23 protein-coding genes are annotated in these 25,242 nt (G+C 67.6%); 14 read left to right on the top strand and 9 right to left on the bottom strand.

The window, feature by feature from the left end:
• Positions 1-346 precede the first annotated feature (346 nt).
• Together IEV99_RS07640 and IEV99_RS07635 are read left to right on the top strand one after the other, a co-directional pair.
• Entirely contained in the window at positions 347-943 is a 597-nt protein-coding gene (locus IEV99_RS07640; protein ID WP_188517067.1) for a cyclic nucleotide-binding domain-containing protein, read from the top strand.
• Between the two features lie 146 nt (positions 944-1,089).
• Positions 1,090-1,368 (top strand): hypothetical protein, encoded by a 279-nt coding sequence (locus tag IEV99_RS07635; protein ID WP_188517066.1) that lies wholly within the window; start codon positions 1,090-1,092, stop codon positions 1,366-1,368.
• A 17-nt stretch (positions 1,369-1,385) separates the two neighbouring features.
• On the opposite strand, the gene IEV99_RS07630 is transcribed toward IEV99_RS07635, so the two are convergent.
• Positions 1,386-2,045, bottom strand: a complete 660-nt coding sequence (locus IEV99_RS07630; protein WP_244643655.1) for a metallophosphoesterase family protein — start codon at positions 2,043-2,045, stop codon at positions 1,386-1,388.
• Positions 2,046-2,306: 261 nt separating this feature from the next.
• On the opposite strand from IEV99_RS07630, the gene glgX reads away from it, so the two are divergent.
• Entirely contained in the window at positions 2,307-4,490 is a 2,184-nt protein-coding gene (gene glgX / locus IEV99_RS07625; protein WP_371875782.1) for a glycogen debranching protein GlgX, read from the top strand.
• A gap of 62 nt (positions 4,491-4,552) precedes the next feature.
• On the opposite strand, the gene IEV99_RS07620 is transcribed toward glgX, so the two are convergent.
• On the bottom strand, positions 4,553-4,702 hold the full coding sequence (locus tag IEV99_RS07620) for a hypothetical protein (RefSeq protein WP_188517063.1): 150 nt from the start codon (positions 4,700-4,702) through the stop codon (positions 4,553-4,555).
• A 9-nt stretch (positions 4,703-4,711) separates the two neighbouring features.
• Positions 4,712-5,650, bottom strand: a complete 939-nt coding sequence (locus IEV99_RS07615) for a ring-cleaving dioxygenase (protein ID WP_188517062.1) — start codon at positions 5,648-5,650, stop codon at positions 4,712-4,714.
• A gap of 211 nt (positions 5,651-5,861) precedes the next feature.
• Between IEV99_RS07615 and IEV99_RS07610 the strand changes: the two genes are divergently transcribed.
• The 5 genes from IEV99_RS07610 to IEV99_RS07590 all read left to right on the top strand — a co-directional run bounded on the left by IEV99_RS07610 (position 5,862) and on the right by IEV99_RS07590 (position 9,256).
• Positions 5,862-6,560, top strand: coding sequence for a phosphatidylserine decarboxylase (locus tag IEV99_RS07610; protein ID WP_188517061.1), 699 nt, complete (start codon positions 5,862-5,864; stop codon positions 6,558-6,560).
• A gap of 63 nt (positions 6,561-6,623) precedes the next feature.
• On the top strand, positions 6,624-7,469 hold the full coding sequence (pssA, locus tag IEV99_RS07605) for a CDP-diacylglycerol--serine O-phosphatidyltransferase (protein ID WP_188517060.1): 846 nt from the start codon (positions 6,624-6,626) through the stop codon (positions 7,467-7,469).
• Between the two features lie 100 nt (positions 7,470-7,569).
• Positions 7,570-8,211: a Maf-like protein gene (locus IEV99_RS07600; RefSeq protein WP_188517059.1), complete on the top strand. Its 642-nt coding sequence runs from the start codon at positions 7,570-7,572 to the stop codon at positions 8,209-8,211.
• 15 nt (positions 8,212-8,226) lie between these two features.
• On the top strand, positions 8,227-9,030 hold the full coding sequence (locus IEV99_RS07595) for an SDR family NAD(P)-dependent oxidoreductase (RefSeq protein ID WP_188517694.1): 804 nt from the start codon (positions 8,227-8,229) through the stop codon (positions 9,028-9,030).
• Positions 9,023-9,256, top strand: coding sequence for a DNA gyrase inhibitor YacG (locus IEV99_RS07590; protein WP_308469357.1), 234 nt, complete (start codon positions 9,023-9,025; stop codon positions 9,254-9,256). Before IEV99_RS07595 ends, IEV99_RS07590 begins: the two co-directional genes overlap by 8 nt.
• 28 nt (positions 9,257-9,284) lie before the next feature.
• Here IEV99_RS07590 and IEV99_RS07585 read toward each other — a convergent pair whose 3' ends face one another.
• Both IEV99_RS07585 and IEV99_RS07580 read right to left on the bottom strand, forming a co-directional pair.
• Positions 9,285-11,216 carry an ABCB family ABC transporter ATP-binding protein/permease gene (locus tag IEV99_RS07585; RefSeq protein ID WP_280514648.1) on the bottom strand — a complete coding sequence of 644 codons (1,932 nt, stop codon included), beginning with the start codon at positions 11,214-11,216 and terminating at the stop codon, positions 9,285-9,287.
• Between the two features lie 122 nt (positions 11,217-11,338).
• A complete protein-coding gene (locus IEV99_RS07580; RefSeq protein ID WP_188517058.1) occupies positions 11,339-12,694 on the bottom strand; it encodes a LysM peptidoglycan-binding domain-containing protein in 1,356 nt (451 codons plus the stop codon).
• A gap of 134 nt (positions 12,695-12,828) precedes the next feature.
• On the opposite strand from IEV99_RS07580, the gene IEV99_RS07575 reads away from it, so the two are divergent.
• The gene (locus IEV99_RS07575; protein ID WP_188517057.1) at positions 12,829-13,431 is read left to right on the top strand and encodes an LOG family protein; all 603 of its coding nucleotides are present in this window, start codon (positions 12,829-12,831) and stop codon (positions 13,429-13,431) included.
• A gap of 95 nt (positions 13,432-13,526) precedes the next feature.
• Here IEV99_RS07575 and IEV99_RS07570 read toward each other — a convergent pair whose 3' ends face one another.
• Complete coding sequence (locus tag IEV99_RS07570; protein WP_188517056.1) at positions 13,527-13,826, bottom strand: hypothetical protein; 300 nt, start codon at positions 13,824-13,826, stop codon at positions 13,527-13,529.
• A 210-nt stretch (positions 13,827-14,036) separates the two neighbouring features.
• On the opposite strand from IEV99_RS07570, the gene IEV99_RS07565 reads away from it, so the two are divergent.
• Entirely contained in the window at positions 14,037-14,384 is a 348-nt protein-coding gene (locus IEV99_RS07565; RefSeq protein WP_188517055.1) for a hypothetical protein, read from the top strand.
• Between the two features lie 19 nt (positions 14,385-14,403).
• Here the strand turns inward: IEV99_RS07565 and cimA are convergent, their stop codons facing one another.
• Together cimA and cysS are read right to left on the bottom strand one after the other, a co-directional pair.
• Entirely contained in the window at positions 14,404-16,005 is a 1,602-nt protein-coding gene (gene cimA, locus IEV99_RS07560) for a citramalate synthase (protein ID WP_188517054.1), read from the bottom strand.
• Between the two features lie 632 nt (positions 16,006-16,637).
• The gene (gene cysS, locus IEV99_RS07555; RefSeq protein ID WP_188517053.1) at positions 16,638-18,077 is read right to left on the bottom strand and encodes a cysteine--tRNA ligase; all 1,440 of its coding nucleotides are present in this window, start codon (positions 18,075-18,077) and stop codon (positions 16,638-16,640) included.
• Between the two features lie 452 nt (positions 18,078-18,529).
• On the opposite strand from cysS, the gene IEV99_RS07550 reads away from it, so the two are divergent.
• Positions 18,530-18,859 (top strand): hypothetical protein, encoded by a 330-nt coding sequence (locus IEV99_RS07550; RefSeq protein ID WP_188517052.1) that lies wholly within the window; start codon positions 18,530-18,532, stop codon positions 18,857-18,859.
• A gap of 78 nt (positions 18,860-18,937) precedes the next feature.
• Here the strand turns inward: IEV99_RS07550 and IEV99_RS07545 are convergent, their stop codons facing one another.
• The gene (locus IEV99_RS07545) at positions 18,938-19,516 is read right to left on the bottom strand and encodes a CreA family protein (RefSeq protein WP_188517051.1); all 579 of its coding nucleotides are present in this window, start codon (positions 19,514-19,516) and stop codon (positions 18,938-18,940) included.
• Between the two features lie 189 nt (positions 19,517-19,705).
• On the opposite strand from IEV99_RS07545, the gene IEV99_RS07540 reads away from it, so the two are divergent.
• From IEV99_RS07540 to IEV99_RS07530, 3 genes are all read left to right on the top strand, one after another.
• The gene (locus IEV99_RS07540; RefSeq protein ID WP_188517050.1) at positions 19,706-22,648 is read left to right on the top strand and encodes an ATP-binding protein; all 2,943 of its coding nucleotides are present in this window, start codon (positions 19,706-19,708) and stop codon (positions 22,646-22,648) included.
• Between the two features lie 5 nt (positions 22,649-22,653).
• Complete coding sequence (locus IEV99_RS07535) at positions 22,654-23,904, top strand: EAL domain-containing response regulator (RefSeq protein WP_188517049.1); 1,251 nt, start codon at positions 22,654-22,656, stop codon at positions 23,902-23,904.
• Between the two features lie 74 nt (positions 23,905-23,978).
• Positions 23,979-25,226: a DUF2865 domain-containing protein gene (locus IEV99_RS07530; protein ID WP_188517048.1), complete on the top strand. Its 1,248-nt coding sequence runs from the start codon at positions 23,979-23,981 to the stop codon at positions 25,224-25,226.
• Positions 25,227-25,242 lie beyond the last annotated feature (16 nt).

The raw sequence follows: 25,242 nt of genomic DNA, 5'->3' as shown, positions 1-25,242 counted from the left end.
GATGGGCCACTCAGGGCTTCGCCGACGCCTCGCGTTACTGGTAATCAGGGCCAAAACGACTTGCGGGAGCCCATTATCGCCCCCTTTTGGCTACAATGCCGCTCGGCCTATGTCGTCTGGTCAGTGGAGAGGCCAGAGTCAGACCGAGGGCGCCCACACGGCACCACTTGTTAAAGTTATATTTTTATATTGATATTTGTTTGGTATGTTGTCCGGACTCGATCCACCCTTGGGGACCAAAGCATTGAGCGCCCTGTCCGAATCGTCTGTGGCCGAAATGATCGACTCGTTGTTTCCCATGTCCGGCTCCGCGGCCGTAGCAGCCTTTGGGGGAGCGTTTCCCCAGGTGTTTCCCCCCGGGGTCGTGGTGAGCGAACAGGGCTCGACTCCCCGCTTCGTCTATGGCGTGCTGGAAGGGCGGGTCGAAACCGTGGTGACGACTGGCCAACGCGAGAGCACGGTCGAGTTGCACGGCCCAGGCTCGCTGCTCGGGCTGTGGTCGGCATTGGGCGACGAGACTTCCCCCCACGCGGTCCGCACCTGTGCGAGGACGCGGCTGCTGGTGATCCCGGTGGACACGCTTCGGGCGCTCTACGACCGGGAGCCATCCTTCGCGCGGGAGGTCACCAGCATGATCGTGCGGCAGGTGGGCCGGGCGCAGGCGGCGCTCGCCGACCAGAAGCTGCGTAGCGCGGCCGAACGGCTGGCGCGATGGCTCGCCGAAACCACGCAACCCGAGCGACTCGGATCCTGGGTGAAGCTGCCGATCTCCAAGCAACTTCTCGCCAGCTATATCGGCACAACGCCGGAGCATCTCGCCAAGGGCTTCATTCAGTTGAAGGACTATGGCGTCGAGGTTCGACGCAAGGAGGTGCTGGTGCGCGACATCGCTTCGCTGCGCTCCTTTGCGCAGCTTGATCACGCGACGCGCAACGCCGCCTGAGGCCAGCCGCCCCCACACGCCTTTGTTAGTTTCCGTTCACCAATTCGGCAGCTTGCCGGTCGGTTGGCTGCGACTTTCATTCCGCCCTCACGTTCTCGCACGCATGATCGACGCAGGTGCGGTCGAGCTGGCGAGGGAAAATCGCGATGAGGTTTGGTGTCGGAGTGGGTATTTGTGCGACCGCGATCGTCGCCCTGGGCGGGGCGGCGCAGGCGGGCGACCCCTTCTATGGACGCGTGCCGGTCACCGGTCCCGATGAGGCGCTCGTGCTCTACGAGCCCGCGCCGCCGGTCTATCCGGACTACCGCATTCGCGCGCGTTACGTCGCGATTCCGGTGATCAACCACGCGGGCGTGCTCTACAACCATCCTTTGCCGGTCGGCCGCCCCCATTACTATCCGGCGGTGATTTCGGCGCGGTACTGAGCCGTTCGCAGCGCCGGTCAGGTGCTGCGAAACACGACGCCGTCGCCCTCCAGAACCGCGCAGGACAGCCGGTGCGAGAAATACGCGCCAGTGTCGACATTGATCCGGTTGCGACGGCGCTCCGGCGTCGGCGCGGGCGAATGGCCGTGAACGACGACTTTTCCGAAGTCCTCGTCCGAATAAAGAAACGCGTCGCGGATCCAGAGAAGGTCGCGACTGGTCTGTGACGCCAACGGTGTCCCGGGCGCCACGCCCGCATGGGCGAAGAAATAGCCGCCGACGGTCATGGACGGCCGCAACGAGGCCAGAAAGTCGAGATGCTCGCTCGGGACCGCGTGGGCGAACTGCCGCTGCCCGCGGTCGCGGCCCCGGCCGGCAGGCGCGCCATAGGACCGCGTGGTTTCGAGTCCGCCGACCCCCAGCCAGAACGCGAAGGCCTCCGCGTCTACGAGCGCCCGCTCCATCATCTGTTCGTGGTTGCCCTTGAGGCAGACGGCTCCAACACGGACGACGCGCTGGATCAGGCGATCGATGACGCCTCGGCTGTCGGAGCCACGGTCCACATAGTCGCCAAGGAAGATCTCAATCGCCTGCCCGACGGGCCGGCGCCGGCGATCGTCGTCAATGAAGGCCAGCATCAGGTCCAGAAGGTCGGCCCTGCCATGGATGTCGCCCACGGCGTAGATCCGAACACCCGGCGGCAGTCTCGGCGATGCATCGTTCATTGTGGCGCAGCAGTCTCTGTTTTCTGGCCATCGGCGCGGAGGCGAATCCGCCCGTCAGGTTGCGACGCAGCACCAGCGCTACCACGGCCGTGACCGGCGGGCCACCGGCCTGCGCGAGCAGGCGCCGAAACGTGGCCGAAGCGTGGAGCTTCTCGCCTTCTGGCGCGTTGAGCGACACGATTTTCCCTCCCCCCGACCGAGGCCACGATGAACATGGAAAGCCCCAAGCCGGCGACGGCGCAGTCGCAGGCTGCGCCGCAGGTGATGAAGAAGTCCCGCGTGAGGGAGGGGCAGCCGTTCCCGCTGGGCGCGAACTGGGATGGGCTGGGGGTAAACTTCGCTCTGTTTTCGGCCAACGCCACCAAGGTGGAGCTGTGCCTGTTCGACATCTCGGGCGAGACCGAACTCGAGCGCATCGAGCTTCCCGAATACACGGACGAGGTGTGGCATGGCTACCTGCCAGATGCGCGTCCCGGCACCGTCTACGCCTTCCGGGTTCACGGGCCCTACGAGCCGACGGCCGGACACCGCTTCAACCCCAACAAGCTGCTGCTGGACCCCTACGCCAAGCAGATCGACGGCGAGCTGACCTGGAACCCGGCTCTGTTCGGCTACACGCTGGACCATCCGGACAAGGATCTCTCCTTCGACGAGCGCGACAGCGCCAAGTTCATGCCGAAGTGCCGGGTGATCGACCCCGCCTTCACGTGGGGATCGCAGCGCCGGCCGCAGTCGCCCTGGGACCGCGCCATCATCTATGAGGCGCATCTGCGCGGCTTCACGATGCGCCACCCCGCCGTGCCGGACGACCTGCGCGGCACGTTCTCGGGCATGATGCAGCACGAGGTGATCGAATACATTCGCGGGCTGGGCGTCACCGCCGTCGAGCTGTTGCCGATCCACGCCTTCGTGGACGACAGCTACCTTGTCGAAAAAGGCATGCGGAACTACTGGGGCTACAATTCCATCGGCTTTTTTGCGCCCCACCCGCGCTATCTCGCTTCGCCTTTCGTTAACGAGATCAAGGAGATGGTGGCGCACTTCCATGACGCCGGCGTCGAGGTGATCCTCGACGTGGTCTACAACCACACGGCCGAAGGCAACGAGCTCGGGCCAACGCTGTCGTTCAAGGGCATCGACAACGCGTCCTACTACCGGCTGGCGCCAGACAAGCGCTACTACATCAACGACACCGGCACCGGTAACACCGTCAATCTTTCCAACTCGCGGGTGCTGCAACTCGTCACCGACAGCCTGCGCTACTGGGCCGAGGAGATGCACATCGACGGCTTCCGCTTCGACCTCGCGACGATCCTGGGGCGCGAGCCGCACGGGTTTGAGGAAGACGGCCGGTTCCTGGACGCCTGCCGGCAGGACCCGACGCTCGCCAAGGTGAAGCTGATCGCCGAGCCGTGGGATTGCGGCCCGGGCGGCTACCAGGTGGGGCGGTTCTCGCCCGGCTGGGCGGAGTGGAACGACCGCTACCGCGACACCGTCCGGGCTTACTGGAAGGGCGACGAAGGCAAGCTGCCGGAGCTCGCCGCACGGATGACGGGCTCGGCCGACTTCTTCAACAAGCGAGGCCGCAAGCCTTGGGCGTCGGTGAACTTCATCACCGCCCATGACGGCTTCACGCTCAACGATCTTGTCTCCTACAACGACAAGCACAACGAGGCGAACGGCGAGGACAACCGCGACGGCCACTCGGACAACCTGTCCTGGAACCATGGCGTCGAAGGGCCGACCGACGACGCCGAGATCAAGGACCTGCGCTTCCGCCAGATGCGCAACATGCTTGCCACGCTCATCTTCTCGCAAGGCACCCCGATGCTGCTGGCCGGCGACGAATTCGCCCGCACGCAGAACGGCAACAACAACGCCTACTGCCAGGACAACGAGATCGGCTGGATCGACTGGGACAAGATCACCCCGGAAGGCAAGGCGCTGACCGAGTTCGTGCGCCAGATCATCGCCATCCGGCAGTCGCAGCCCATGCTGCGGCGCGGCCGCTTCCTGAGCGGCGCCTACAACGCCGAGATGGACATCAAGGAGGTGACCTGGCTCACCCCCACGGCCGACGAGATGACGCCCGAGCATTGGAACGACGGCAACGCCCGCTGCTTCGGCGTCGTGCTGGACGGCCGGGCGCAGCCCTCAGGCATCCGCAGGCGCGGCAGCGACCGCACCCTGATGCTGATCCTCAACGCCCACCACGACGTTGTGGAGTTCGTTCTGCCCGAGGTGGCCGGCGGCCGCGACTGGCGGCGGCTGGTCGACACCAACGTCACGGAGTTCGAGGACGAGGAGGAGCGCCTGCCGCTGGGCCACGCCTACCAGGTCACAGGCCGCTCGCTGCTTGTGCTGGAGCTTCGGCCGGCAAAGAAGCGGCCGGCTTAAGTCGGACATGTCTACGCGTGCCTCTCCCCATCAGGGGAGAGGCACAGGGTGAGGCGGCACGGTCAAAAGACCCCTGCCCTTTCGAGCCCCACCACGGCGACGACGAGAATGAGCCCCGCCGCCGCGGAGAGCAGCATGGCGCGCATGCCCATGCCGCGGCCCACTAGGGCCAGGCAGGCCACCATCGCGACGGCAGCGAAGATCTTGTCCATCGCGGGCTCCTAGAGCGGCTTCAGGCCGGCCTCGATCCGGGCGCGGCGCGGCTCCAGGAAAGGCGGCAGGGCGAGCTTCTCGCCCAGCGTAGCCTTGGGCTCGTCGGAGTCGAAGCCGGGCCCATCGGTGGCGATCTCGAACAGCACGCCGTTCGGCTCCCTGAAATAGAGGCTCTGGAAGTAGAACCGGTCCACCGGGCCGCTGGACGGGATGCGCAACTCGCGCAGCCGAGCCGCCCAGGCCTGGTACTGCTCGGCGTCGGGCGTGCGGAACGCCACATGGTGGACGCCGCCCGCCCCCTGGCGCGCTTCCGGCAGGTCCGGCTGCTCGGCGACGTGCAGCTCGGCCGCGGGACCGCCCTCGCCCATCTCGAACACGTGCACGGCGTGCGAACCGCGCTTGTAGAGGCGGACATGGCGCATGTTCATCACATGCTCCAACACCAGCTTGGTGGGCTCAACGTCCGGCACGCTGAGCGTGATCGGGCCGAGCCCGCGGATCTGATGCGTAGCCGGGACCGGGCTGCGGTCCCACGGATGCGCCGGGCCAGCGCCGCCATCGTCCACCAGGGCGAGCCGCTGGCCCTCGGGGTCCTCGAATTCGAGAGTGAGGCGTCCATCCAGCTGCTCCAGCGAGCCGTGCGTGACGCCGTGCTCGTCGAAGCGCGCCAGCCACCAGCGCAGGCTCTCCTCGCCGCTGACCCGGAACGCCGTTCGCGACACGCTGTGAGCGCCGCGCCGCTCGGGCCCGACCGGCCAGTCGAAGAAGGTGATGTCCGTCCCGGGCGACGCCTCGGCGTCGGCGTAGAACAGGTGGTAGGCGCTGGTGTCGTCCTGGTTCACGGTCTTCTTCACCAGCCGCAGGCCGAGCACGCGGGTATAGAAATCGTGGTTGCCCTTGGCGTCGGCCGTGACGGCCGTGAGATGGTGGATGCCGGTGAGCTGCATGGCGGGGGTCCTCGGGGCGGGGGCGCGGAGGCTCCGCGCATCGTTGAGGCTGAAGATAAGCGCTCAATCGCAAGACGACAGGGGCGCGGCCTTGCGCGGCTGCAAAGCCCGGCGTGCGGGAGGGCTCCTCGCGCCCTGCGGCCCCGCTCCGACTTGACCGCGCGCGCCCGCGCGTGACAACTGCCGGCGCATCACAGGGAAGCCGTTTCGCATGTCGATCGTGAACTCCATCCGCGCCCAGGCCACGCCGATCCATCGGGAGGGCTGGCCGTTTATCGCCGGCTTCGCCGTGCTGGCCCTGATCCTGGGCTGGATCTGGGGACCGCTGGGCTGGATCGGCTGGATCCTCACCGCGTGGTGCACCTACTTCTTCCGTGATCCGGTCCGCACCACGCCGGTCCGCGAAGGGCTGGTGATCTCGCCCGCCGACGGGCACGTCTCGCAGATCGTCGCCTGCGTGCCGCCAGCCGAACTCGGACTGTCCGACACGCCGCTGACGCGCGTGTCCATCTTCATGAACGTGTTCGACTGCCACGTGAACCGCGCGCCGGTGTCGGGGCGGATCTCCAGGATGGTCTACCGTCCCGGTCTGTTCCTGAACGCCGAACTGCACAAGGCGAGCGACGACAACGAGCGCAGCGGCATGGTGATCGACAGCATGGGCGGCCGCTACGGGGTCGTGCAAATCGCCGGCCTGATCGCGCGGCGCATCGTGCCGTTCGTCAAGGAAGGCGAGACGCTGGCGGTGGGCGAGCGCTTCGGCCTCATCCGCTTCGGTTCGCGGGTCGACGTGTATCTGCCGGACGGCGTGCGTCCGCTGGTCGGTGAAGGCCAGAAGGCGGTGGCGGGCGAAACCGTGCTGGCGGATGCGCGCATGTCCGATCCGGCCCGCAGCTTCGCGAAGATCTGAGACAGACCCCGTGGTGGAAACCCGTTTCCCCTCCGGTCGGCGGTTCTCTATGCTGTGCTGCGCATGACGGACCTGTTTCCTCCCTATGAGCCCGGCGACGAGCCGCGACGCCGCCGGTTCCAGCCGGTGCCGCTGCGCGTGCTCCTGCCGAACCTTGTGACGCTGTTGTCGCTATGCGCCGGCCTCACGGCCATGCGCCTGGCCATCGAGGGTGACGACAAGCTCGACCGAGCCGTAGTGTTCATCCTGATCGCCGCCGTGCTCGACGGGCTCGACGGGCGCATCGCGCGGTTGCTGAAAGGCACGTCGCGCTTCGGCGCGGAGCTCGATTCGCTGGCGGACTTTGTCAGCTTCGGCGTCGCGCCGGCGATGATTCTCTACACCTACAGCCTGCACAACATCCCGTCCTTGGGGTGGCTGGTGGCGCTCGCCTTCGCGATGGCGGCTGCCCTGCGGCTGGCGCGCTTCAACGTCATGATCGACGACCCGATGCGGCCGGATTGGCAGAAGAACTTCTTTGTCGGCATCCCGGCCCCGGCCGGCGCGCTGGCGGGGCTTCTGCCCATCTACATCCACCTCGTCGGGATCGACCGCCCCGCCGGCTTCGTGGTGCTCGAGGCCGTCTACGCGCTGTTTATTGCGCTCATGATGGTGAGCCGGATCCCGACCTACGCCGGCAAGACGCTGGGCAGCCGCGTGCCGCGCGAGTGGGCGATCCCGTTGCTGCTCGCGGTGGCGCTGTTCATCACCTTGCTGGTGATCCACACCTTCCTGCTGCTGCTCGTGATCACGCTGGTCTACCTGGCGCTGATACCGCTCGGCGTGTCGCGCTACCGGGCCCGCGAGCGGGCCGAGGCGCGCGGCAAGGCGCTGCAGCCGACCCCCGCGCCGGAAGCCGGCGAGATCTAGACGCTGGCGCTCCGTCCGTGCGCCGGGGCTCGGTTCACAACCCATCATGATTGCCCTACGGTCCCGGCGCGAAGCGGCCGGAGCCGCACAAAGACCGGAGATGGCCTTGGCTGAGGCGAAAGACTGGCGGCCCAAGCTCGTGCTGGCGTCCGCCTCGCCGCGCCGTCTGGCGTTGCTGCAGCAGATCGGCGTCGAGCCTGATGCGTTGTTGCCCAGCGACCTCGACGAGAGCCCGATCAAGGGCGAGCGCCCCAAGGCGCTGGCGCGCCGGCTCGCACGCGAGAAGGCCGAGCGGGCCCTGACGGTGCTGAAGAGCCGCGACGACCTCAAGGGCGCCTTTATCGTGGCGGCTGACACCGTGGTGGCGCGCGGAAACCGCATCCTGCCCAAGCCCGAGCACGTCGAGGAAGGCGCGCAGTGCCTGCGGCTCCTCTCAGGGCGCGGGCATCGCGTCTACACGGGCCTGTGCGTCGTTACCCCAAAAGAGGGGTTCCGCGAGCGGCTCGTCGAGACCCGCGTCTCCTTCAAGCACCTTTCGCGGCAGGACATTGAGGCCTACCTGGCCTCTGGCGAGTGGCGCGGCAAGGCCGGTGGCTACGCCGTGCAGGGCCGCGCAGGCGCGTTCGTCACCAAGCTGGTCGGTTCCTATTCAAGCGTGGTGGGGTTGCCGCTTTATGAAACGGTGGCGCTGCTCACCGGCGAGGGCTATCCGGTGCAGATGTCCTGGCTAAACGCCGTCTAGGGAGCATCAACCATGGTGGATCGTCTCAAGGGCAAGACAGCGCTCGTGGTGGGTGCAGGCTCCATCGGGCCCGGCTGGGGCAACGGCAAGGCGACGGCCGTGACCTTCTCGCGCGAGGGCGCCCATGTGGTGTGCGCCGACATCAATCTGGCGGCGGCAGAAGAAACGGCCGAGCTCATTCGAGCCGAGGGCGGCGAGGCTATCGCCCTGCAGGCCAACGTCACCAAACTGGCGGATATCGACGCCATGGTGGAAGCCGCGCTGGCCGCTTTCGGGCGAATCGACGTGCTCGACAACAATGTCGGCATCGCGGAGGTCGGAGGGGTCGTGGAGCTCGAGGAGGCCGAGTGGGACCGCGTGTTCGCGGTGAACCTCAAGAGCGCCTTCCTGACCATGAAGCGCGTGATTCCGGTGATGGAGCGCCAGGGCGGCGGCTCCATCGTCAACATCTCGTCGGTGGCGTCGCTGCGCTGGACCGGGGTGCCCTATGCGTCCTACTACGCCTCTAAAGCGGCCTTAAATCACCTCACCAAAACCACTGCGGTGCAGTACGCCGCCCAGAACATCCGGGTGAACGCCGTTCTGCCCGGCCTGATGAAGACCCCCATGGTGGCGCATTCGGCCGGGCTCGCGGCGACCTATTCGGGCGGCGACGTCGAGGAAATGTGGCGCAAGCGCGCGTCGCAGGTACCGATGGGCCGCCAGGGCGAAGCCTGGGACGTCGCCAATGCGGCGCTGTTCCTGGCCAGCGACGAGAGCCGGTACGTCACCGGCCTCGAACTCATCGTGGACGGCGGATTGACCCTTAAATATGCCTGATGACAACGCGAATTCTGACGACACCGTCGCCGGCGGCCTGCCCAGGCCAGCCAACGATCCCGCTCCGCAGACCATGGGTTCCTGCCCGATGTGCGGAAAGCCGGCGGAACTGAAGTACCGCCCCTTCTGCTCCAAGCGCTGCGCAGACCTCGACCTGTCACGCTGGCTCAACGGCGTCTACGCCGTGCCGGTGGATCCCAAGGACGAGGAAGACGAGGAGGCGTGAGGTCGATCAGACGCCAACAAGCCGGCGTTCACACGACCTCCCCCACCTTCCCGACAAGCCCCTCCTCCGCACGCGTCCGCTCCAGCTTCTCGCGGGCTTCGTCGGCCTCGCGCTGACGGTTCCAGAGCGCCGCGTAGAGGCCGTCCCTGGCAAGCAGCTCGGCGTGCGGACCGCGCTCGGCGATCACGCCCTTGTCGAGCACGATGATTTCGTCGGCGTTGATCACCGTCGACAAGCGGTGAGCGATCACCAGCGTGGTGCGGCCGCGGGAGATGCGCTCCAGCGCGTCCTGGATGTCCTTTTCGGTGAAGCTGTCGAGCGCCGAGGTAGCCTCGTCCAGCACAAGGATGGGCGGTCCCTTCAGGATGGTGCGCGCAATGGCGACGCGCTGCTTCTCGCCGCCCGAGAGCTTCAGGCCGCGCTCGCCGACGCTGGTCTCGTAGCCTTCCGGCAGCGACTTGATGAAGACGTCGATCTGGGCCAGCGCGGCGGCCTTGTGGACCTCCTCCTCGCTGGCTTCCCAGCGGCCATAGCGGACGTTGTACCCGATGGTGTCGTTGAACAGCACCGTATCCTGCGGCACCATGCCGATGGCGGCGCGCAGGCTTTTCTGGGTGACGTCCGCTATGTCCTGTCCGTCGATGGTGATGCGGCCCGATTGCGGCTCGTAGAACCGGAACAGCAGCCGCGACAACGTGGACTTGCCGGCGCCGGATGGGCCGACGATCGCCACCGTCTTGCCGGACGGCACCTCGAAGGTGACGCCGCGCAGGATCGGCCGCTCGGGCACATACGCGAAGTGAACGTCCTCGAAGCGCAGGTCACCCGACGGAACGGCCAGCGGCTTGGCGCCGGGCCGGTCGGCGATCTCAGGCGAACGGTCGAGGATGTCGAACAAGGCCTCGATGTCGATCACGGCCTGTTTGATCTCGCGATAGACCATGCCCATGAAGTTCAGCGGCTGGTAGAGCTGGATCAACATGGCGTTGATCATCACGAGATCGCCGACCGTGTGGCGACCCGTGCGGATGCCGGACACGACCATGACCATGCAGACCGTGAGGCCAATCGTGAAGATCACGGCCTGACCGGCGTTGAGAATGGCGAGCGAGATATAGGCCTTCACGCTGGCGCGCTCGTAGCGCTCCATGGACTTGTCGTAGCGGCTGGCCTCGCGCTCCTCGGAGCCGAAATACTTCACCGTCTCATAGTTGAGCAGGCTGTCGATGGCCTTGGTGTTCGCGTCCGTGTCGCTTTCGTTCATGGTGCGACGGATAGCGATGCGCCACTCGGTGGCCTTGGTTGTGTAGAACATATAGGCGGCGATCATCGCCACCGTGACGGCCGCGTAGCGCCAGTCGAACTGGTAGAGCAGGATGCCGAGGATCAGGGCGAACTCGACGACGGTCGGGAAGCCGGTCAGCATCACCATGCGGACGATGGTCTCGATGCCGTTGCGGCCGCGCTCAAGCACCCGCGTGAGGCCGCCGGTTTTGCGCTCCAGATGGAAGCGCAGCGACAGCCGGTGCATGTGCTCGAACACCTCGAAGGCGAGCCGCCGCACGGCGTGCATCGAGACGGTCGCGAACATGGCGTCGCGCCATTGGGTGAGCAGCGCCATGAGCGAGCGCGCCACGCCGTAGATCAGCGTCAGGATGATGGGGGCGGCCGCCAGCGAGGCGATCGGAATGCTGGTGGGCGGGCCATTGGGGCCGGGCGGCACAAGCGCGTCGGTGACCCATTTGAACGTGAACGGCACGCCGACGGTGACGAGCTTGGCGACAAACAGCAGCACCGTCGCCCACACGATCCTGCGCCGGAGGTCCGCCCTGTCGGACGGCCAGATATAGGGCCAGAGGCCGCGGATCGTTTCGGTGAGCTTGCCTTTGCCCGCGGATACGCGGCCCTGCATGCCCGGGCGGGATGCGGAGGCCGCGCCTTGCGCCGGCGGCGGCGACATGACGTTCATTGCAGCAATTCCAAACTGGGTCGCCGCTTATATAGGCCCGTTCGCGGCCACGTGCACCCTATCCGGGCGCGCCCGGGCGACTGCGCACCGCGTTCGTCCAGGGATGCGAACGTTCAGGGCTTCTTATCGCCGGGGATCACGAACATCTGGCCCGGATAGATCAGGTCGGCGTCGCGGATCTGCGTCTGGTTCGCGTCATAAATGACCGTGTACCGCATGCCGCTGCCGTAGCTCTTCTTGCTGATACGCCACAGGCTGTCGCCCCGCGCCACCAGGGTGGTGCGGATTTCAGGCACGACGACGTTGGCGCCGTCCGCCGACGCGATCTGGGCAGGCTTGCCGCCCTGGGAGGACCCATCCGTCGCTGGGGATGAAGTGGCGGCCCCCGGCGCGCCGGTCGTCGCCGCGACGGGCGCCGAAACGGCCGCAACCGCGCCGGCGTTGCCCAGCGACGCCATGCGGGCCGTGTAGTCGAACGGGGCCTCGGCGCGCGACAACACCTTGGCGTCAACGTCCACGTCGTCGACCCGGACACGGTAGGCGCCCGGCTCCAGCCCCTTGTTGATGGTGAAGGACCAGCGGCCGTCGGGGCCGGCCTTGGCGGTCGCCAGGAAGGTCTCGTTCAGGTAGAGCCGCACGGCGGCTCCGGGGGCGGCCTGACCGGTGGCGAAGAGCTTGCCGCCCTCCTCCGCCTCCACGGTGGACAGGAGCACGCGTGACCGCGGGCCGCCCGGCGTCGCGGCCGGGGCGGGCGAGGAGGGCGCGCTCGCGACCTTGGCGGGCGTGTTGGCGCCGGGCGGAGCGTTGGGGGCCGGGTTGGCGGCCGGCGTGCGTGACAGGATTTCGGTGGGCTTGTCGGGCGCGGTGAGCGCGACCACGACTTCGCCGTTGGGGCTGGTCGGCACCGACACGGTGACGCTCTGCGCCGAGACCTGGCGCTTGCCGTCGGGCGTCGTGATCGCGAGCGTGAGCTCATGCGCGCCGGCCTGCAGTTTCGGCGGCGTCATCGCGAACTGGCCCGTGGCGTCGACCTTGACGCGGTCATGCGGCTGGCCGTTGCGCAGCAGTTCGACGGTGGAGCCCGGAACCGCGCGGCCGGCGATCACGGCGTCGCCGCCGGGCTCGACCCGGACGATGTCGAAGGTCGGCGGGGCCGGGACCGCCTGCATGCCGGGGGCCGCGGGCGTCGGCGCCTTCGCGGGCTCGGACGCCGGGGCCGCGCCGGGGAGCGCCGCGACTGGGCCGGCGGCGGCCGGGGACTGCGGGGCGGCGGCGCTGGGCGCCGGCGCAGGCTGAGCCGGCGTCGCGGGCGCGGTGACGGCCGGGGCCTGCCCCGCCGGCGGGGCTGGAACGGCGGCCGGCGCGTCCGCGTTGCGGGTCAGGTTCGTGGGCAATCCGAACAGCGCGAGCGCTCCCCCCAGGGCTCCAAGCCCGAGGACCAGCGCCACAACCTTGATCCAAACCGCCATCATACCTGTCCTGAACGCACGTCACGCCATAAACCCTAGCAATTCAAAGGTGCTGCGCATAGCGCACAGATGGAGAAGGCGGCTCCGTCGATTGCTCGCATTGACCCTGGGAAAGTGCGGTGCAACATAACCCGATGACCGAGATTACATCGATTTGCGTCTATTGCGGCTCCGGCCACGGCGCCGACCCGGCCTTCTCGCAGGCCGCCACGGATCTGGGCCGCGCCATGGCGGAGGCCGGAATCCGGCTCGTCTATGGCGGCGGCAATGTGGGGCTGATGGGCACGGTGGCGCGCGCGGTGCTGGACCATGGCGGACATGTCGCCGGCATCATCCCGGAATTCCTGCGCGCGCGGGAGCTCATGATCGCCGACGCGCAGGAGCTCGTGGTGGTGCCGGACATGCACACCCGCAAGCAGATGATGTTCGACCGCGCCGACGCCTTCGTGGCGCTGCCGGGCGGCGTCGGCACGCTTGAGGAGCTCGTCGAGCAGATGACCTGGTCGCAACTCGGCCAGCATCGCAAGCCAATCCTGGTGGCCGACATCGCGGGCTTCTGGCGGCCGTTCCTGTCGCTGCTGGACCACATGCGCGAGCAGGGCTTCGTGCGCGCCGGGTTCGAGGTGAATTACCTGGTGGCCGAACGCACCGCGGAGATCATCCCGATGCTGAAGGCCGCGGCCGCCGCGGCCCACCCCGACCAGAGGGCCGAGAAGCTCGTCGCCGAGCGCTTCTGACTCCCGAAATGGAAAAGGCGGCCGACCTTTCGGCCGACCGCCCATGTCCCGCCCTCGAAGCGGATGCGAAGCGCTTGTGAGCGGTCGCGACGCCGTTACGGCGTGCGGGGAGCGCCGGGCGCGGCCGGGGCGGCGGGAGCCGCCGGGGCCGGCGCAGGCGAAGTCGTGCTGGTGGCCGCGCCGCGGTTGGCCGGAGCCGTCGTGTTGTTCATGTCGCCGCCCTCATAGCCGCGCCAGACGAAGAACACGACCGCCACCACGGCGAGCACGCCGATGATCGCGCCGATGACGCCCGTATTGCTCGGCGGACGGCTGTAAGCGCCAGGCGCATCGGTGCGCGGGGCCAGAGTATCGTCCGTCAGCGGGCGGTTGACGTTGTTGGGATCGTAGGTCATTGTTGTCCTCCTAGACACCGTTCGACTTGTTCGATCGTGCCAAGTGAACGCACCCCCCTCGCAATTGTTCCTTAATTTGACTCTCAGCTGGTCCTTCAACTTAGGCGGACGCTATCCTAAGCTTGAGCTTCACGGCCGCTTGACGAGGCTCTGCTTCGCGGATGAAGCTGGAGCCGGGCTAAAGGCGCGGCAGACGCCACGGGGGACACCATGAAGAATTGGCTGGGGCTGCTGGGCGCAGCCGCACTCTTGAGCGCAACATTTCCGGCCGCGGAGGCGGCGCCCAAGGCGAAGGCGGGCGGCGCGCTCAAGATCACGGTCACCAACAAGCGTGCGGTCGCGATCACGAGCCTGGGCTTTCTTGCGCCCGGCGCGGAAACCGGTGGCAAGAACCTGCTCCGGAAGCCCCTGGCGTCCGGCAAGAGCATCGTGCTCGTGGTGCCGGCCAAGAAGGGCGAATGCGTCTTCGACATCCTGGGCAGCTACGCGGACGAGATCGAGATCTCGGGCTCCGGCATGGACGTCTGCAAGGACAAGACGCTGACGCTGGTGGATTGAGACGCAGGGCGCGGGCGCGCTACGGCGCCTGCCCGGCCCCGCATTTCACCAGACGGTAGGTGATGCTGTCCACCAGCGCCTGGAACGAGGCGTCGATGATGTTGGCGGACACGCCGACCGTGGTCCATCGATCGCCCTGGCTGTCGCCGCTCTCGATCAGCACGCGCGTCACCGCGTCCGAGCCGCCCTGGAAGATGCGGACCTTGTAGTCCAGCAGCTCCATGTCGGCGATGAAGCGCTGGTATTTGCCGAGATCCTTGCGCAGCGCGACATCGAGCGCGTTCACGGGTCCATTGCCCTCGGCGGCCGAGATCAGGCTTTCGCCCTCCACCCGCACCTTCACGGTGGCTTCCGAGAAGGTGGTGAGGTCGCCCAGCGCATTGTAGCGGCGCTCGACGTTCACCTTGAACCGCTCCACGGTGAAGAACTCGGGCACCTCGCCGAGCACGCGCTTGGCCAGCAGGAAAAACGAGGCGTCCGCGCCCTCATATGCATAGCCCATGGCCTCGCGCTCCTTCACCTCGTCAAGGAGGCGCGACACACGCGGGTCGTCGCGCTGCACCGCGATGCCGAGCCGCTCGAGCTCGGCCAGCACGTTGGATTTTCCCGCCTGAGTGGAAACGAGCACCACGCGGTGGTTGCCCACCGTCTCGGGCGGCACGTGCTCGTAGGTGCGCGGATCCTTCAGCACCGCGGAGGCGTGGATGCCCGCCTTTGTGGCGAAGGCGGATGCGCCCACATAGGGGGCGTGCCGGTTGGGGGCCCGGTTCAGCAATTCATCGAGAGCGCGTGACGTCTGCGTGAGCGTCGCCAGCCCGGCGTCGTCGACTCCGATCTCGAAGCGATCCCCGTAGCCGGGCTTCAGCTTCAGCGTCGGGATCAGCGTCACCAGGTTGGCGTTGCCGCAGCGTTCCCCGAGGCCGTTCAGCGTGCCCTGGATCTGCCGCGCGCCGGCCCTCACGGCCGCGAGCGAGTTCGCCACCGCGTTGCCGGTGTCGTCATGGGCGTGGATGCCGAGATGGTTGCCCGGGATCACGGCCGCGACCTCGGCGACGATGCGTTCAACCTCGTGCGGCAGCGTCCCGCCATTGGTGTCGCACAGCACCACCCAGCGCGCGCCAGCCTCGTGCGCGGCCTTCGCGCAGGCGAGCGCATAGTCCGGGTTCGCCTTGTAGCCGTCAAAAAAGTGCTCGCAGTCCAGCATGGCCTCACGGCCGGCGGCGCGCGCCGCAGCGATGCTGTCGCGCACGCCTTCGAGGTTCTCCTCCAGCGTGCAGCCCAGCGCGACGTGCACGTGGTAGTCCCAGCTCTTGGCCACGAAGCAGATCGCGTCGCACTGCGCATCGAGCAGCGCCGCCACGCCCGGGTCGTTGGCGGCCGAGCGCCCTGCCCGCTTGGTCATGCCGAAGGCCGCGAACCGGGCGCGCTGCGTGCGCTTCCTGGCGAAGAAGTCCGTATCCAGCGGGTTTGCGCCGGGATAGCCGCCCTCCACATAGTCGATCCCAAGCCGGTCCAGCAGAGCGGCGATGTGGATCTTGTCCTCCAGCGAGAAATCAACCCCCGTCGTCTGCGCGCCATCGCGCAGCGTGGTGTCAAAAAGCGTGAGTCTCTCGCGGGACATGGAGCAGGTCTTTCTGAGATCAGACGAGGTTGTAGGCGCGCAATGTGAGATAGATCGCAAGGGCGAGAAGCACGATCTTGAGGGCCATCAGCCACCAGAGGCGGCGGAATTTGAATGGGCTCTTCGCAGGTTCCGTCATGATCGCGATACCTGGGCCGTCATTGCGAGCAAAGCGAAGCAATCCAGAGGGGGCAAGGCGCGAACGCGGCCGGGCATGCGCCCGGAGACCCCTGGATTGCTTCGCTGCGCTCGCAATGACGGCGTGGGTGGCCGATGCCGAAGCGCGCTCCCCTTCTCACCCCCGGGAGAAGGGACGCGCTGAACGGGACCTATAAAGGCGGCGCAGCGCCCAACGCCAAGCCGAAATCCCTCCACTGTCATCCCCGGGCTTGACCCGGGGATCCACGCCTTGGGCTCACGCGTGGATGGCCGGGACAAGCCCGGCCATGACCGCTGATGATGTTGCAGAGCAAGGCCGCAGCCGGTCCCCTCTCCCGAGAAGCGGGGGAGGGTCAGGGAGGGGGCGTTTGGGCCAGGCGGGAACACCGTGGAGAGGCCGGCGCACGGCCGCCCCCTCCGTCCACTCCGTGGACATCTCCCCCGCTGCGCGGGAGAGAGTTGGCGCATGCCGGTCACCGCTTCACTTCCCAGGTGGTGGTGGGCTCGCCCGTGGCGGCGTCCTTGCCGTCCTTGAGCTGGACGCCCATGGCGGCAAGTTCATCGCGGATGCGGTCGGACTCGGCGAAGTTCTTGGCGCGTCGGGCTTCGAGCCGGGCTTGAATGCGGACACCAATATCCTCCGCCGTGATGGCGACCTGCTCCATCTTTGATTTGCGCCACGCGTCCGTGCTGGCCTGCATGAGACCAAAAAGACGCGCCGACGCGAGTGCGCAGGCGGGCGCCGTTTCAAAGAGGCCATGCAGCAGCGCGAGCGCCTGGGCGGTATTCAGGTCGTCCTGCAATGCGGCGATCAGGTCCGGATGGGGATCAGCATCGGCCTCAGCCAAAGCCGCCGCCGCCGCGTACCAACGATCCAGCGTCCGCTCGGCTTCCTCCAGCGCCTTCAGCGTCCAGTCGATCGGCTGCCGGTAATGCGTTTTCAGCATCGCCAGCCGCAGCACCTCGCCCGGCCACCGCCGTCCGCCAAACGTCTTCACCGCCAGCAGCTCGTTGATCGTCACGAAGTTGCCGAGGCTCTTCGACATCTTCTCGCCTTCGACCTGTAGGAAGCCGTTGTGCATCCAGACGTTCGCCATCACGCCCTTGCCGAACGCGCAGGTCGACTGGGCGATCTCGTTCTCGTGGTGCGGGAACACGAGATCGATGCCGCCTCCGTGGATGTCGAAGACTTCGCCCAGGAAGGCCTGGCTCATGGCCGAGCACTCGATGTGCCAGCCAGGACGCCCAAGACCCTCGATCCCGGCAGGCGATGGCCAGCCGGGCTCGCCGGTTTTCGAGGGCTTCCACAGCACGAAGTCGGTGGCGTCGCGCTTGTAGGGCGCCACGTCGACGCGCGCGCCGGCGATCATTTCGTCCAGCGTGCGGTTGGCGAGCGCGCCGTAGCGCGGCAGCGGCGAGCCTTGCGCCGCGCCGGCGGCGTCCATGGCGGCCGGCGAGAACAGCACGTGCCCTTCGGCCACATACGCAAAGCCGCCAGCCACGAGGCGCTCGATGATCGCCTTCATGCCGTCGATGTGCTCGGTGGCGCGCGGCTCGTGGGTGGGCGCCAGCACGCCCAGCGCCTTGATGTCGGCGTGGAACTGCGCGGCGGTCGCCTCCGTGACCTTGCGGATCGCCTCGTTGAGCGGGAGGTCCGGATAATCCCGCGCGGCGCGGTCGTTGATCTTGTCATCCACGTCCGTGATGTTGCGGACATAGGTGACGTGATCCGCTCCGTAGACATGCCGCAAAAGCCGGAACAGCACGTCGAACACGATCACCGGGCGGGCATTGCCGATGTGGGCGTAGTCGTAGACCGTGGGGCCGCAGACATACACCCGCACGTTCGCCGGATCGATGGGGGCGAACTCTTCCTTGCGGCGGGTCAGCGTGTTGTAGAGCTTGAGCGACATACGGTTCCACCCTCGCCAGTCCGGCTGGGGCATCCGCTCCGAGTTGTCACACAAAGACGGCTCCAGCCAGCGATGACGCTAGCTGCAAATGTTCACGAACGGGATAACGGTCGTCGGAGCCATGATGGCCGCACCATGATGCGCGGCCCTGGTTCCGTCAAGCCGACATTGGCGATGTGAGCGGTGCAAAACGCGACGCGCTTCGAGCGCGAAAACTGTGCGCCTGCGGCCACACATCCCGGCCGGTTTGCGGCCAAACCATGAATGTAGCTCGGCCGCATTGCCCGGCCGCACGCGGATCAGCTAAGTCCCGCCTCGTTCGGGCCCGGTAACCACCTTCTTTGTGCGCATGCACACAGCCAGGAACCCAGGGCCCGTTAACGTGATTGATACCGGCGAAGAGGCACTCTCAAAACCTCGTTAGCCCCCCAGCTTTCCCCGAGACCACGCACATGTCGTTCCGCGGTACCCTCTCGCTCGCCCTTGTCGCCGCCACCCTCGCGGGAGCAGGCCTGACCGGCTTTTCGATGATGACGCGCCCGGCCGCCGCGCAGGGCGAGAAGTCTTTCCTGATCCCGGCAAACGACGGCTACGGGGTCGCCGACTGCCTCGCCTCCGGCGGGTCGTGCGGCAGCATCGTGGCGAACGCTTGGTGCGAGGCTCACGGGCTGGGCAAGGCCGCCCAGTTCGGGCCAGTCGATCCCTCCGAGGTGACTGCCTCTATCGAAACCGCCCGGGTGGGAGCCTCCGCCAAGGCCTATTCGGTGACTTGCGCCGAGTAACGGCGCGGCTGAGGTTTGGAACGTTCAGGGGGCCGAAAGGCCCCCTTTTTGCCTGCCCGCCCTCAAGCGCCCGGCGCCTTACTTGTCGACCCAATTCGCACATTTGGGTGCGTCCGTGGCGGCGCCCCACGGCATGATCGGCACCGCCGAGGTCGAGTTTTGCGGCGACCCCTCGATCAGCCGGTCCGTGTAGACCAGGTACACCAGCGTATTGCGCTTGGCGTCGCAACCGCGGACGATCTGCATCTTCTTGAAGATCAAGGAGCGCGACTGGCGGAACACGACGCTGCCCTGCTCGAACTTCTCCTTGAACGAGATCGGCCCTACCTGCCTGCACGCCAGGGACACTTCGGACCGCTCCTCGGCGACGCCGAACATGCCCTTCACGCCTCCTCGCTCCGGCACCGTATAGAAACACGCCACACCGGCGACGCCCGGGTCGTCGAGCGCATAGGTGGCGAGCTTGTCGTCCGGCGTGAGCATCTTCCAGACAGTCGACTTCTTCATCACCACTTCGGGCTCTTGCGCGTGTGCGCCGGACGCGCCCAAAAGGGCTGCACAGGCCAGAACCGGCGCAATGCGTCCCAGCGTTGCGCGGCAAGCCTGCGCTGCGCGCCCTAAACCCGTTGCGTGTCGCCGAAGCCGTGTGATGATCATCGATTGCCGTCCTCCTGAGCCCCTCATATGGGGTTGGCTAGCCGAAGTTGTAGGTTTCCGGCCCGCATCACGCTCGGACCCACGCCGTCCCAGATGGAAGCGGCCTGAAACAAATACAATCTTTGATTGCTTTAAGTCTTTTGGAACTTGAAAGTTGTAGGCCTGAGCATCCCGCCGGTTTGCTCCTTCATGAAAAAACGCGCCAAGCAGTTCTTCGACATCCGGTTCGCCCTGAGTTCAGGCTTCGTGCTGGGGCTCGTGATGATCGGGCTGATCTGGGCCGGGTTGTCGTTTCACTTGAGCGAAGCGCGCGACCATGCGCTGAAGGGCGCCGAGCAGAACCTGTCCAACCTGGCCAGAACCTTCGAGGAGCACACGGTCCGGTCGATCCAGGAAGTCGACAAGACGTTGCTGCTGCTGCGCACGGCGTATGAGCTTGATCCGGACGGCTTCGACCTCGGGTCCTTCACGTCCAACCCCTATTTTCTCGACAACCTGACCCTGCAGGTCGCGATGATCGGGCCGGACGGCATGATGCTGGCCACCAATCTGGGCAAAACTGCCACGCCGGTGGACCTGCGCGACCGGGAGCATTTCCGGGTTCATCAGCAGCGCATAGAGGACGAGCTGTTCATCAGCAAGCCGGTGCTGGGGCGCGCGTCGGGCAAGTGGTCCGTGCAGCTCACGCGCCGGCTCAGCGGGCCCGGCGGCGAGTTTGCGGGCGTTCTGGTGGCCTCCCTGGACCCACGGCATTTCTCGCGCTTCTACGAGGCGATCGATCTTGGCCCGGGCGGCGGCATCACGCTGGTCGGAACGGACGGCGTCGTACGGGCGCTTGGCGGCGACATCGGCGAGCCGGTCGGGCGCTCGGTGTTGGCCGGCCCGCTTTTTGCCGCGCTCGCGAAAGCCGGAAACGGCGGCTACCAGGCCGAAGGCCCGGCGGATGGCGCGGCGCGCTTGACGGCCTACCGGACGGTGCGCGGCTATCCGCTGGCGGTCGCCGTGTCAATGGCGGCCCGGCGCGTCTTCGCGCAGCCCGATCACGATCGGGCGCGCTACACCGCCATCGCGGCGCTGATGACGATGTTTGTGCTGGCCGGCATGCTGCTGGGCGTCCGCCATCACCGCCGGCTCGCCGGCTCCCAGGCCGCGCGGCAGGAAAGCGAGGCGCTCGCGATCCGCAAGTCGCGCGAGCTCGAGGCCACGCTCGAGCACATGAGCCAGGGCATCATGATGATCGACGCCGGCCGCGAGGTGGCGGTGCTCAACCGCAAGGCCGTGGATCTCCTGGGCCTGCCCGAGGACCTGGCGCTCGGCCGGCCGCGCTTCGACGACATTCTGCGCTGGCAGGAGGCCGCCGGCGAATTCAACAGCGACCCCGAAGTCCGCGATTTCGTCGCCAATGGCGGGATTGGGGAGGTGGGGCGGTTTTACCAGCGCACGCGCCCGAACGGGACCGTGCTCGAGGTGCGCAGCGTGGCGCTCGCGGACGGGGGCGTCGTGCGCACGTACACGGACGTGAGCGCCCGCGCCCGCGCGGAGGCCGAGCTCGCGGCCGCGCTGGACCGCGCCGAGGCGGCCTCCCGCGCCCGCGGCATGTTCCTCGCCATGATGAGCCACGAGATGCGGACGCCGTTGAATGGGGTGATCGGGATGGCCAGCCTGCTCGGCGGGACGCGGCTCGACGCCGAGCAGCGGCGTTATGCGGCGACGCTGCGGGAATCCGCCGAGCACCTGCTGCAGATCATCAACGACGTGCTCGACTTGTCGAAGCTCGAAGCCGACAGGCTGGAGCTGCGCAACGAGCGCTTCGATCTGCGCAAGCTTGCGGACGGAGTGCTCGAGATCCTCGCGCCGGCAGCGAACGAGAAAGGCCTTCGGCTGGAGACCGACCTGGACGCGGCCGCGCCGCGCTGGGTCGAGGGCGATCCCTCGGTGTTGCGCCAGATCCTGCTCAACCTCGCCGGCAACGCGGTGAAATTCACCGACAAGGGCTCGGTCACGATCCGCATCGCGCCCGACTCCGCCATGGACGACGACGCCCCTGTCGAGGGCGACGCCGAGCGGCCGGTGCGCCTCTCCTTTGCGGTGGAGGACACCGGGATCGGCATCGCAGAAGAAAACTTGCCGCTGCTGTTTCGCGAATTTTCGCAGGTCGACGAAGGTACGTCGCGGCGTTTCGGCGGAACCGGGCTGGGACTTGCGATCTGCCGCAAGCTCGTGGCGCGCATGGGCGGCTGGATCGATGTGCAAAGCCGCCCCGGGGCCGGCAGCCGTTTCCACTTCACGGCCCGGTTCGGGGCCGCCGAACAGAACATGGGAGCGCCCGACGCGCCAGAGGACGACGGGCGCTTCGGCGAGTTGGAGGCGGAGCCAGCCGGTCCGCCCCTGCGCATTCTCCTGGCCGAGGACAACCGCACGAACCGGCTGGTGATCGGGACTTTGCTGGAGAAGCTGGGCCACCACGTTCACGCGGTGGAGGACGGCGCGCTGGCCGTCGAAGCCGTGCAGACCGCGCCCTACGACCTCGTGCTCATGGACGTGATGATGCCCGAAATGGACGGCTTGGAAGCCACCCGGGCCATCCGGGCCCTGTCGAGCCCCTGCGCGACGGTGCCGATCGTCGGCCTCACCGCCAACGCGCTCCCCGAGAACGCCGCGGCCGGTCGCGCCGCCGGCATGAACGCCTTCGCGACCAAGCCGATCACCGGCCGGCGCCTTGGCGAGCTCATTCGCGAGGTCGGCGGCGCCCACGGCAAGCCAGCCGTATCCGCGGCGCCGGCCGTCCACAAAGGCGCGATCCTCGACCGAGGCACGCTGGACCGCTTCATCGCGGACATTGGGGCCGCCACGGCGGACGACATCGTTCGGGTGTTTCTGCGCGACACGCAGGAACGGATCGCCGCCATGCCGGCGCAGGTGGCCGATCGCGGCCCGCTGGTGCGGGACGCGCATTCGATCAAAAGCGCCGCCGCGACGCTCGGGCTCACGGCGATGTGCGACGTCGCGGCTCGTCTGGAGGCGCAAGCGTCGTCCATGAGTCCTGACGCGCTAGCGTGCTCCATCGACGATCTCGGCCGCGCCTTCGTGGACGCAAGGCGCGCCCTGCCCGAAACCCTGAAGGCGGACTGACCCGCATGACGCATAGCTCTCCCTCCCGGCCTGTCGGCCGCGGCGCGGCCCTGGTGATCGACGACGACGCGATGCAGCGCATGCTGATCAGCTCGGTCGCGAAAGCCGCGCATTACCGCACCGATGCGGTCGGCTCGGTAGCCGACGCTCTCGAAGCCCTGAACGAGGCGGACTACGCGGTGGTGATCGTGGACCTGTCGCTGGGCGAACGCGACGGCGTGGAAGCGATCCGCCACATCGCCGGAACGGGCAAGCGCCCTGCCCTGCTGGTGGTTTCGGGGCTGGACGCCCGCATTCGCGATTCGGCGATCAGGCTTGGGCAGACCCTGGGGCTTGCGACCCTCGGCAACCTGGAAAAACCCATCGACATCGCGCGGCTTCGCGCTTGCCTCGACGCCGAGTTGCCCGACCCGCTGGAGCCCGGGTTTTCGCCGCGCGAAGCCACGATCGAGCCGGGGCACCTCGCGGAAGCGATACGGCGAGGCGAGATCAGGCCGTACTACCAGCCGAAAATCGATCTCGCCACCGGTCATATCTCCGGCGTCGAGGCGCTGGCGCGTTGGTCGGGCCCGATCTATGGGGCGGTGTCGCCCGTGGTTTTCATCCCGCTGATCGAGCGCTACGGCCTCGCCCCTGCCCTAACCCGCAGCATCCTGCGCCAGAGCGTGGCGGACGCCGCCAACTGGACGCGGCGCTTCGGTCGCGTCGGAGTCGCGGTAAACGTTCCTGCCGCGGCGCTGACCGACCTCGCGTTCCCGGACCTGGTGGAGGAAACGCTCGCGACCGCTGGCCTTTCGCCCACGTTCCTGACCCTGGAGGTCACTGAATCGGTGGCGCTCAGCGACGACCGGACCGTGGGTGATGTGCTGACCCGGCTGCGCATCAAGGGCATTCAGCTCTCGCTGGATGATTTCGGGACCGGCTATGCCTCGCTGTCGTCGCTGCTGCGGATGCCGTTCGGCGAACTGAAGATCGACAGGTCCTTCGTTCAGGCGGCCGACTCGGACTCGCATGCCTGGAAGATCGTGCGCGCCACGCTGTCGCTCGCCCGGGAGTTCGAGATGAGCACGGTTGCGGAAGGCATCGAGACCGAGGCGGTCGCCACCATGCTCCGGCAGGCGCGCTGCGACACCGCGCAGGGGTTCCTGTTCGCCAGGCCCAAGCCGCTGGACCGACTGCTCGAGCGGATCGCGCTCGAACGCCCGGACGGCTCGGCGGAACCGGCTCCAGTGGATCCATATTTTCGGCGCCATTGACCTTCTTATGCTGGTCGTCCAACCATCGGGGCGTGAGTCCGCGGGGCGTTGTGGCGCCCGCGGGGACAGGAAACATGGCCTTCATCTCCAGATTGGGCGGGCTTGCGGGCGCGCTGTTCGGATTGGCGCTCGCAACCGGGCCAGCCCTTGCGCAGCAGCAGGGCTACTGTGACCGCCTGCGAGCCGATCTCGCGGCCCTCGACCGCGCCGGCCCTGCGGGACAACGACAGCAGATCCTGGACCAGATGCAGCGCCAGCGGAACGAGGTGAACCGCACGGTCGCGTATGCACGGTCGATCGGCTGCCAGCGGCAACGCTTCTTCATCTTCGGCGACGCGCCGCCGGCCGAATGCCCGTCGCTGGAAAGCCGGATCAACAGCCTGGAAGCCGGGCTCGCGCAGCTCGACTCGCAACTGCAGCGCGCCGGCGGCTCGGTGGAAGCGCAGCGTGCGTCTCTCTCGGCCGCGTTCGACGCCAATTGCCGCGGGGTCGCGCCCGGTCCGGCTTCCGGGCGCCAGCCCGGGCTGTTCGAGCAGTTGTTCGGCTCGCCTGGCGGCGAAACGCCCACGATCCCGGACGAACTGCAGCAGCAGCCGCAGGCGGATGGCGCTTCGGGCGTGGCCAGCGCGGGCAAGACGTTGTGCGTTCGCAAGTGCGACGGGTTCTACTTCCCGGTCAGCCAGTACGCCAATCGCGGGCGGTTCGAGCTCGACGCCAGCCTGTGCCAGGCCTCCTGCCCGAACGCCGAGGTGGAGCTCTTCGTGCAGCCGGCCGGCCGCGAGGCGGATGCGGCCGTGTCCCTGGCGGGCACGCCCTACACGTCGCTGCCGAACGCCTTCAAATACCGCAAGAGCTTCGACTCCACCTGCACGTGCCGCAAGGACGGCCAGAGCTGGGTCCAGGCTCTCGCCGAAGCCGAGAAGCTGGTCGGCGGCCGCGCCGGCGATGTGACGGTGACCGAGCAGCAATCGCAGGAAATGGCCAGGCCGAAAGACCCGGCTCCGGCGGGCGGGGCGGCTCCGGCCCGGCCGCGGACGGCTGTTGCACCGCCCCCCGGCGTCGCTCCGCGACCGCCTTCCGCTCCGCCCGGGGCGGCATCTGTTCAGTCGCCTTCGGCGGCCGTGCCGCGCGGTGGGCCTCCCGGCACGGCGGGCGTGGATTCTTCGACGCTCAATCCCGCCGCCGCTCCGGCCGCCCCGTCGCGCCCTCGCGCCAACCCGTCCACTCCGCCCGGCGCGGTGCGCTCAGAGACCTTGCCGCCGCTTGCGCCGCCGATCGTGCTGCCGCCCGCCGGCGTGCCGCGCGGAGCGTTGGGGAACTGAGCCGGCTCGTCGCGCT

Source organism: Alsobacter metallidurans, assembly GCF_014636935.1.
In the GTDB taxonomy this organism is placed as follows: domain Bacteria; phylum Pseudomonadota; class Alphaproteobacteria; order Rhizobiales; family Beijerinckiaceae; genus Alsobacter; species Alsobacter metallidurans.
Note: the sequence above shows the minus strand (reverse complement) of the source record. Positions and strands in the feature narration are given on the sequence as shown.

Excerpts from the sequence above, each read along its gene's own strand:
- IEV99_RS07635 (WP_188517066.1), top strand. The coding sequence starts at position 1,090 with ATGAGGTTTGGTGTCGGAGTGGGTATTTGTGCGACCGCGATCGTCGCC.
- glgX (WP_371875782.1), top strand. The coding sequence starts at position 2,307 with ATGGAAAGCCCCAAGCCGGCGACGGCGCAGTCGCAGGCTGCGCCGCAG.
- IEV99_RS07620 (WP_188517063.1), bottom strand. The coding sequence starts at position 4,702 with ATGGACAAGATCTTCGCTGCCGTCGCGATGGTGGCCTGCCTGGCCCTA.
- IEV99_RS07615 (WP_188517062.1), bottom strand. The coding sequence starts at position 5,650 with ATGCAGCTCACCGGCATCCACCATCTCACGGCCGTCACGGCCGACGCC.
- IEV99_RS07610 (WP_188517061.1), top strand. The coding sequence starts at position 5,862 with ATGTCGATCGTGAACTCCATCCGCGCCCAGGCCACGCCGATCCATCGG.
- pssA (WP_188517060.1), top strand. The coding sequence starts at position 6,624 with ATGACGGACCTGTTTCCTCCCTATGAGCCCGGCGACGAGCCGCGACGC.
- IEV99_RS07600 (WP_188517059.1), top strand. The coding sequence starts at position 7,570 with ATGGCCTTGGCTGAGGCGAAAGACTGGCGGCCCAAGCTCGTGCTGGCG.
- IEV99_RS07590 (WP_308469357.1), top strand. The coding sequence starts at position 9,023 with ATGCCTGATGACAACGCGAATTCTGACGACACCGTCGCCGGCGGCCTG.
- IEV99_RS07585 (WP_280514648.1), bottom strand. The coding sequence starts at position 11,216 with ATGTCGCCGCCGCCGGCGCAAGGCGCGGCCTCCGCATCCCGCCCGGGC.
- IEV99_RS07580 (WP_188517058.1), bottom strand. The coding sequence starts at position 12,694 with ATGGCGGTTTGGATCAAGGTTGTGGCGCTGGTCCTCGGGCTTGGAGCC.
- IEV99_RS07575 (WP_188517057.1), top strand. The coding sequence starts at position 12,829 with ATGACCGAGATTACATCGATTTGCGTCTATTGCGGCTCCGGCCACGGC.
- IEV99_RS07570 (WP_188517056.1), bottom strand. The coding sequence starts at position 13,826 with ATGACCTACGATCCCAACAACGTCAACCGCCCGCTGACGGACGATACT.
- IEV99_RS07565 (WP_188517055.1), top strand. The coding sequence starts at position 14,037 with ATGAAGAATTGGCTGGGGCTGCTGGGCGCAGCCGCACTCTTGAGCGCA.
- cimA (WP_188517054.1), bottom strand. The coding sequence starts at position 16,005 with ATGTCCCGCGAGAGACTCACGCTTTTTGACACCACGCTGCGCGATGGC.
- cysS (WP_188517053.1), bottom strand. The coding sequence starts at position 18,077 with ATGTCGCTCAAGCTCTACAACACGCTGACCCGCCGCAAGGAAGAGTTC.
- IEV99_RS07550 (WP_188517052.1), top strand. The coding sequence starts at position 18,530 with ATGTCGTTCCGCGGTACCCTCTCGCTCGCCCTTGTCGCCGCCACCCTC.
- IEV99_RS07545 (WP_188517051.1), bottom strand. The coding sequence starts at position 19,516 with ATGATCATCACACGGCTTCGGCGACACGCAACGGGTTTAGGGCGCGCA.
- IEV99_RS07540 (WP_188517050.1), top strand. The coding sequence starts at position 19,706 with ATGAAAAAACGCGCCAAGCAGTTCTTCGACATCCGGTTCGCCCTGAGT.
- IEV99_RS07535 (WP_188517049.1), top strand. The coding sequence starts at position 22,654 with ATGACGCATAGCTCTCCCTCCCGGCCTGTCGGCCGCGGCGCGGCCCTG.
- IEV99_RS07530 (WP_188517048.1), top strand. The coding sequence starts at position 23,979 with ATGGCCTTCATCTCCAGATTGGGCGGGCTTGCGGGCGCGCTGTTCGGA.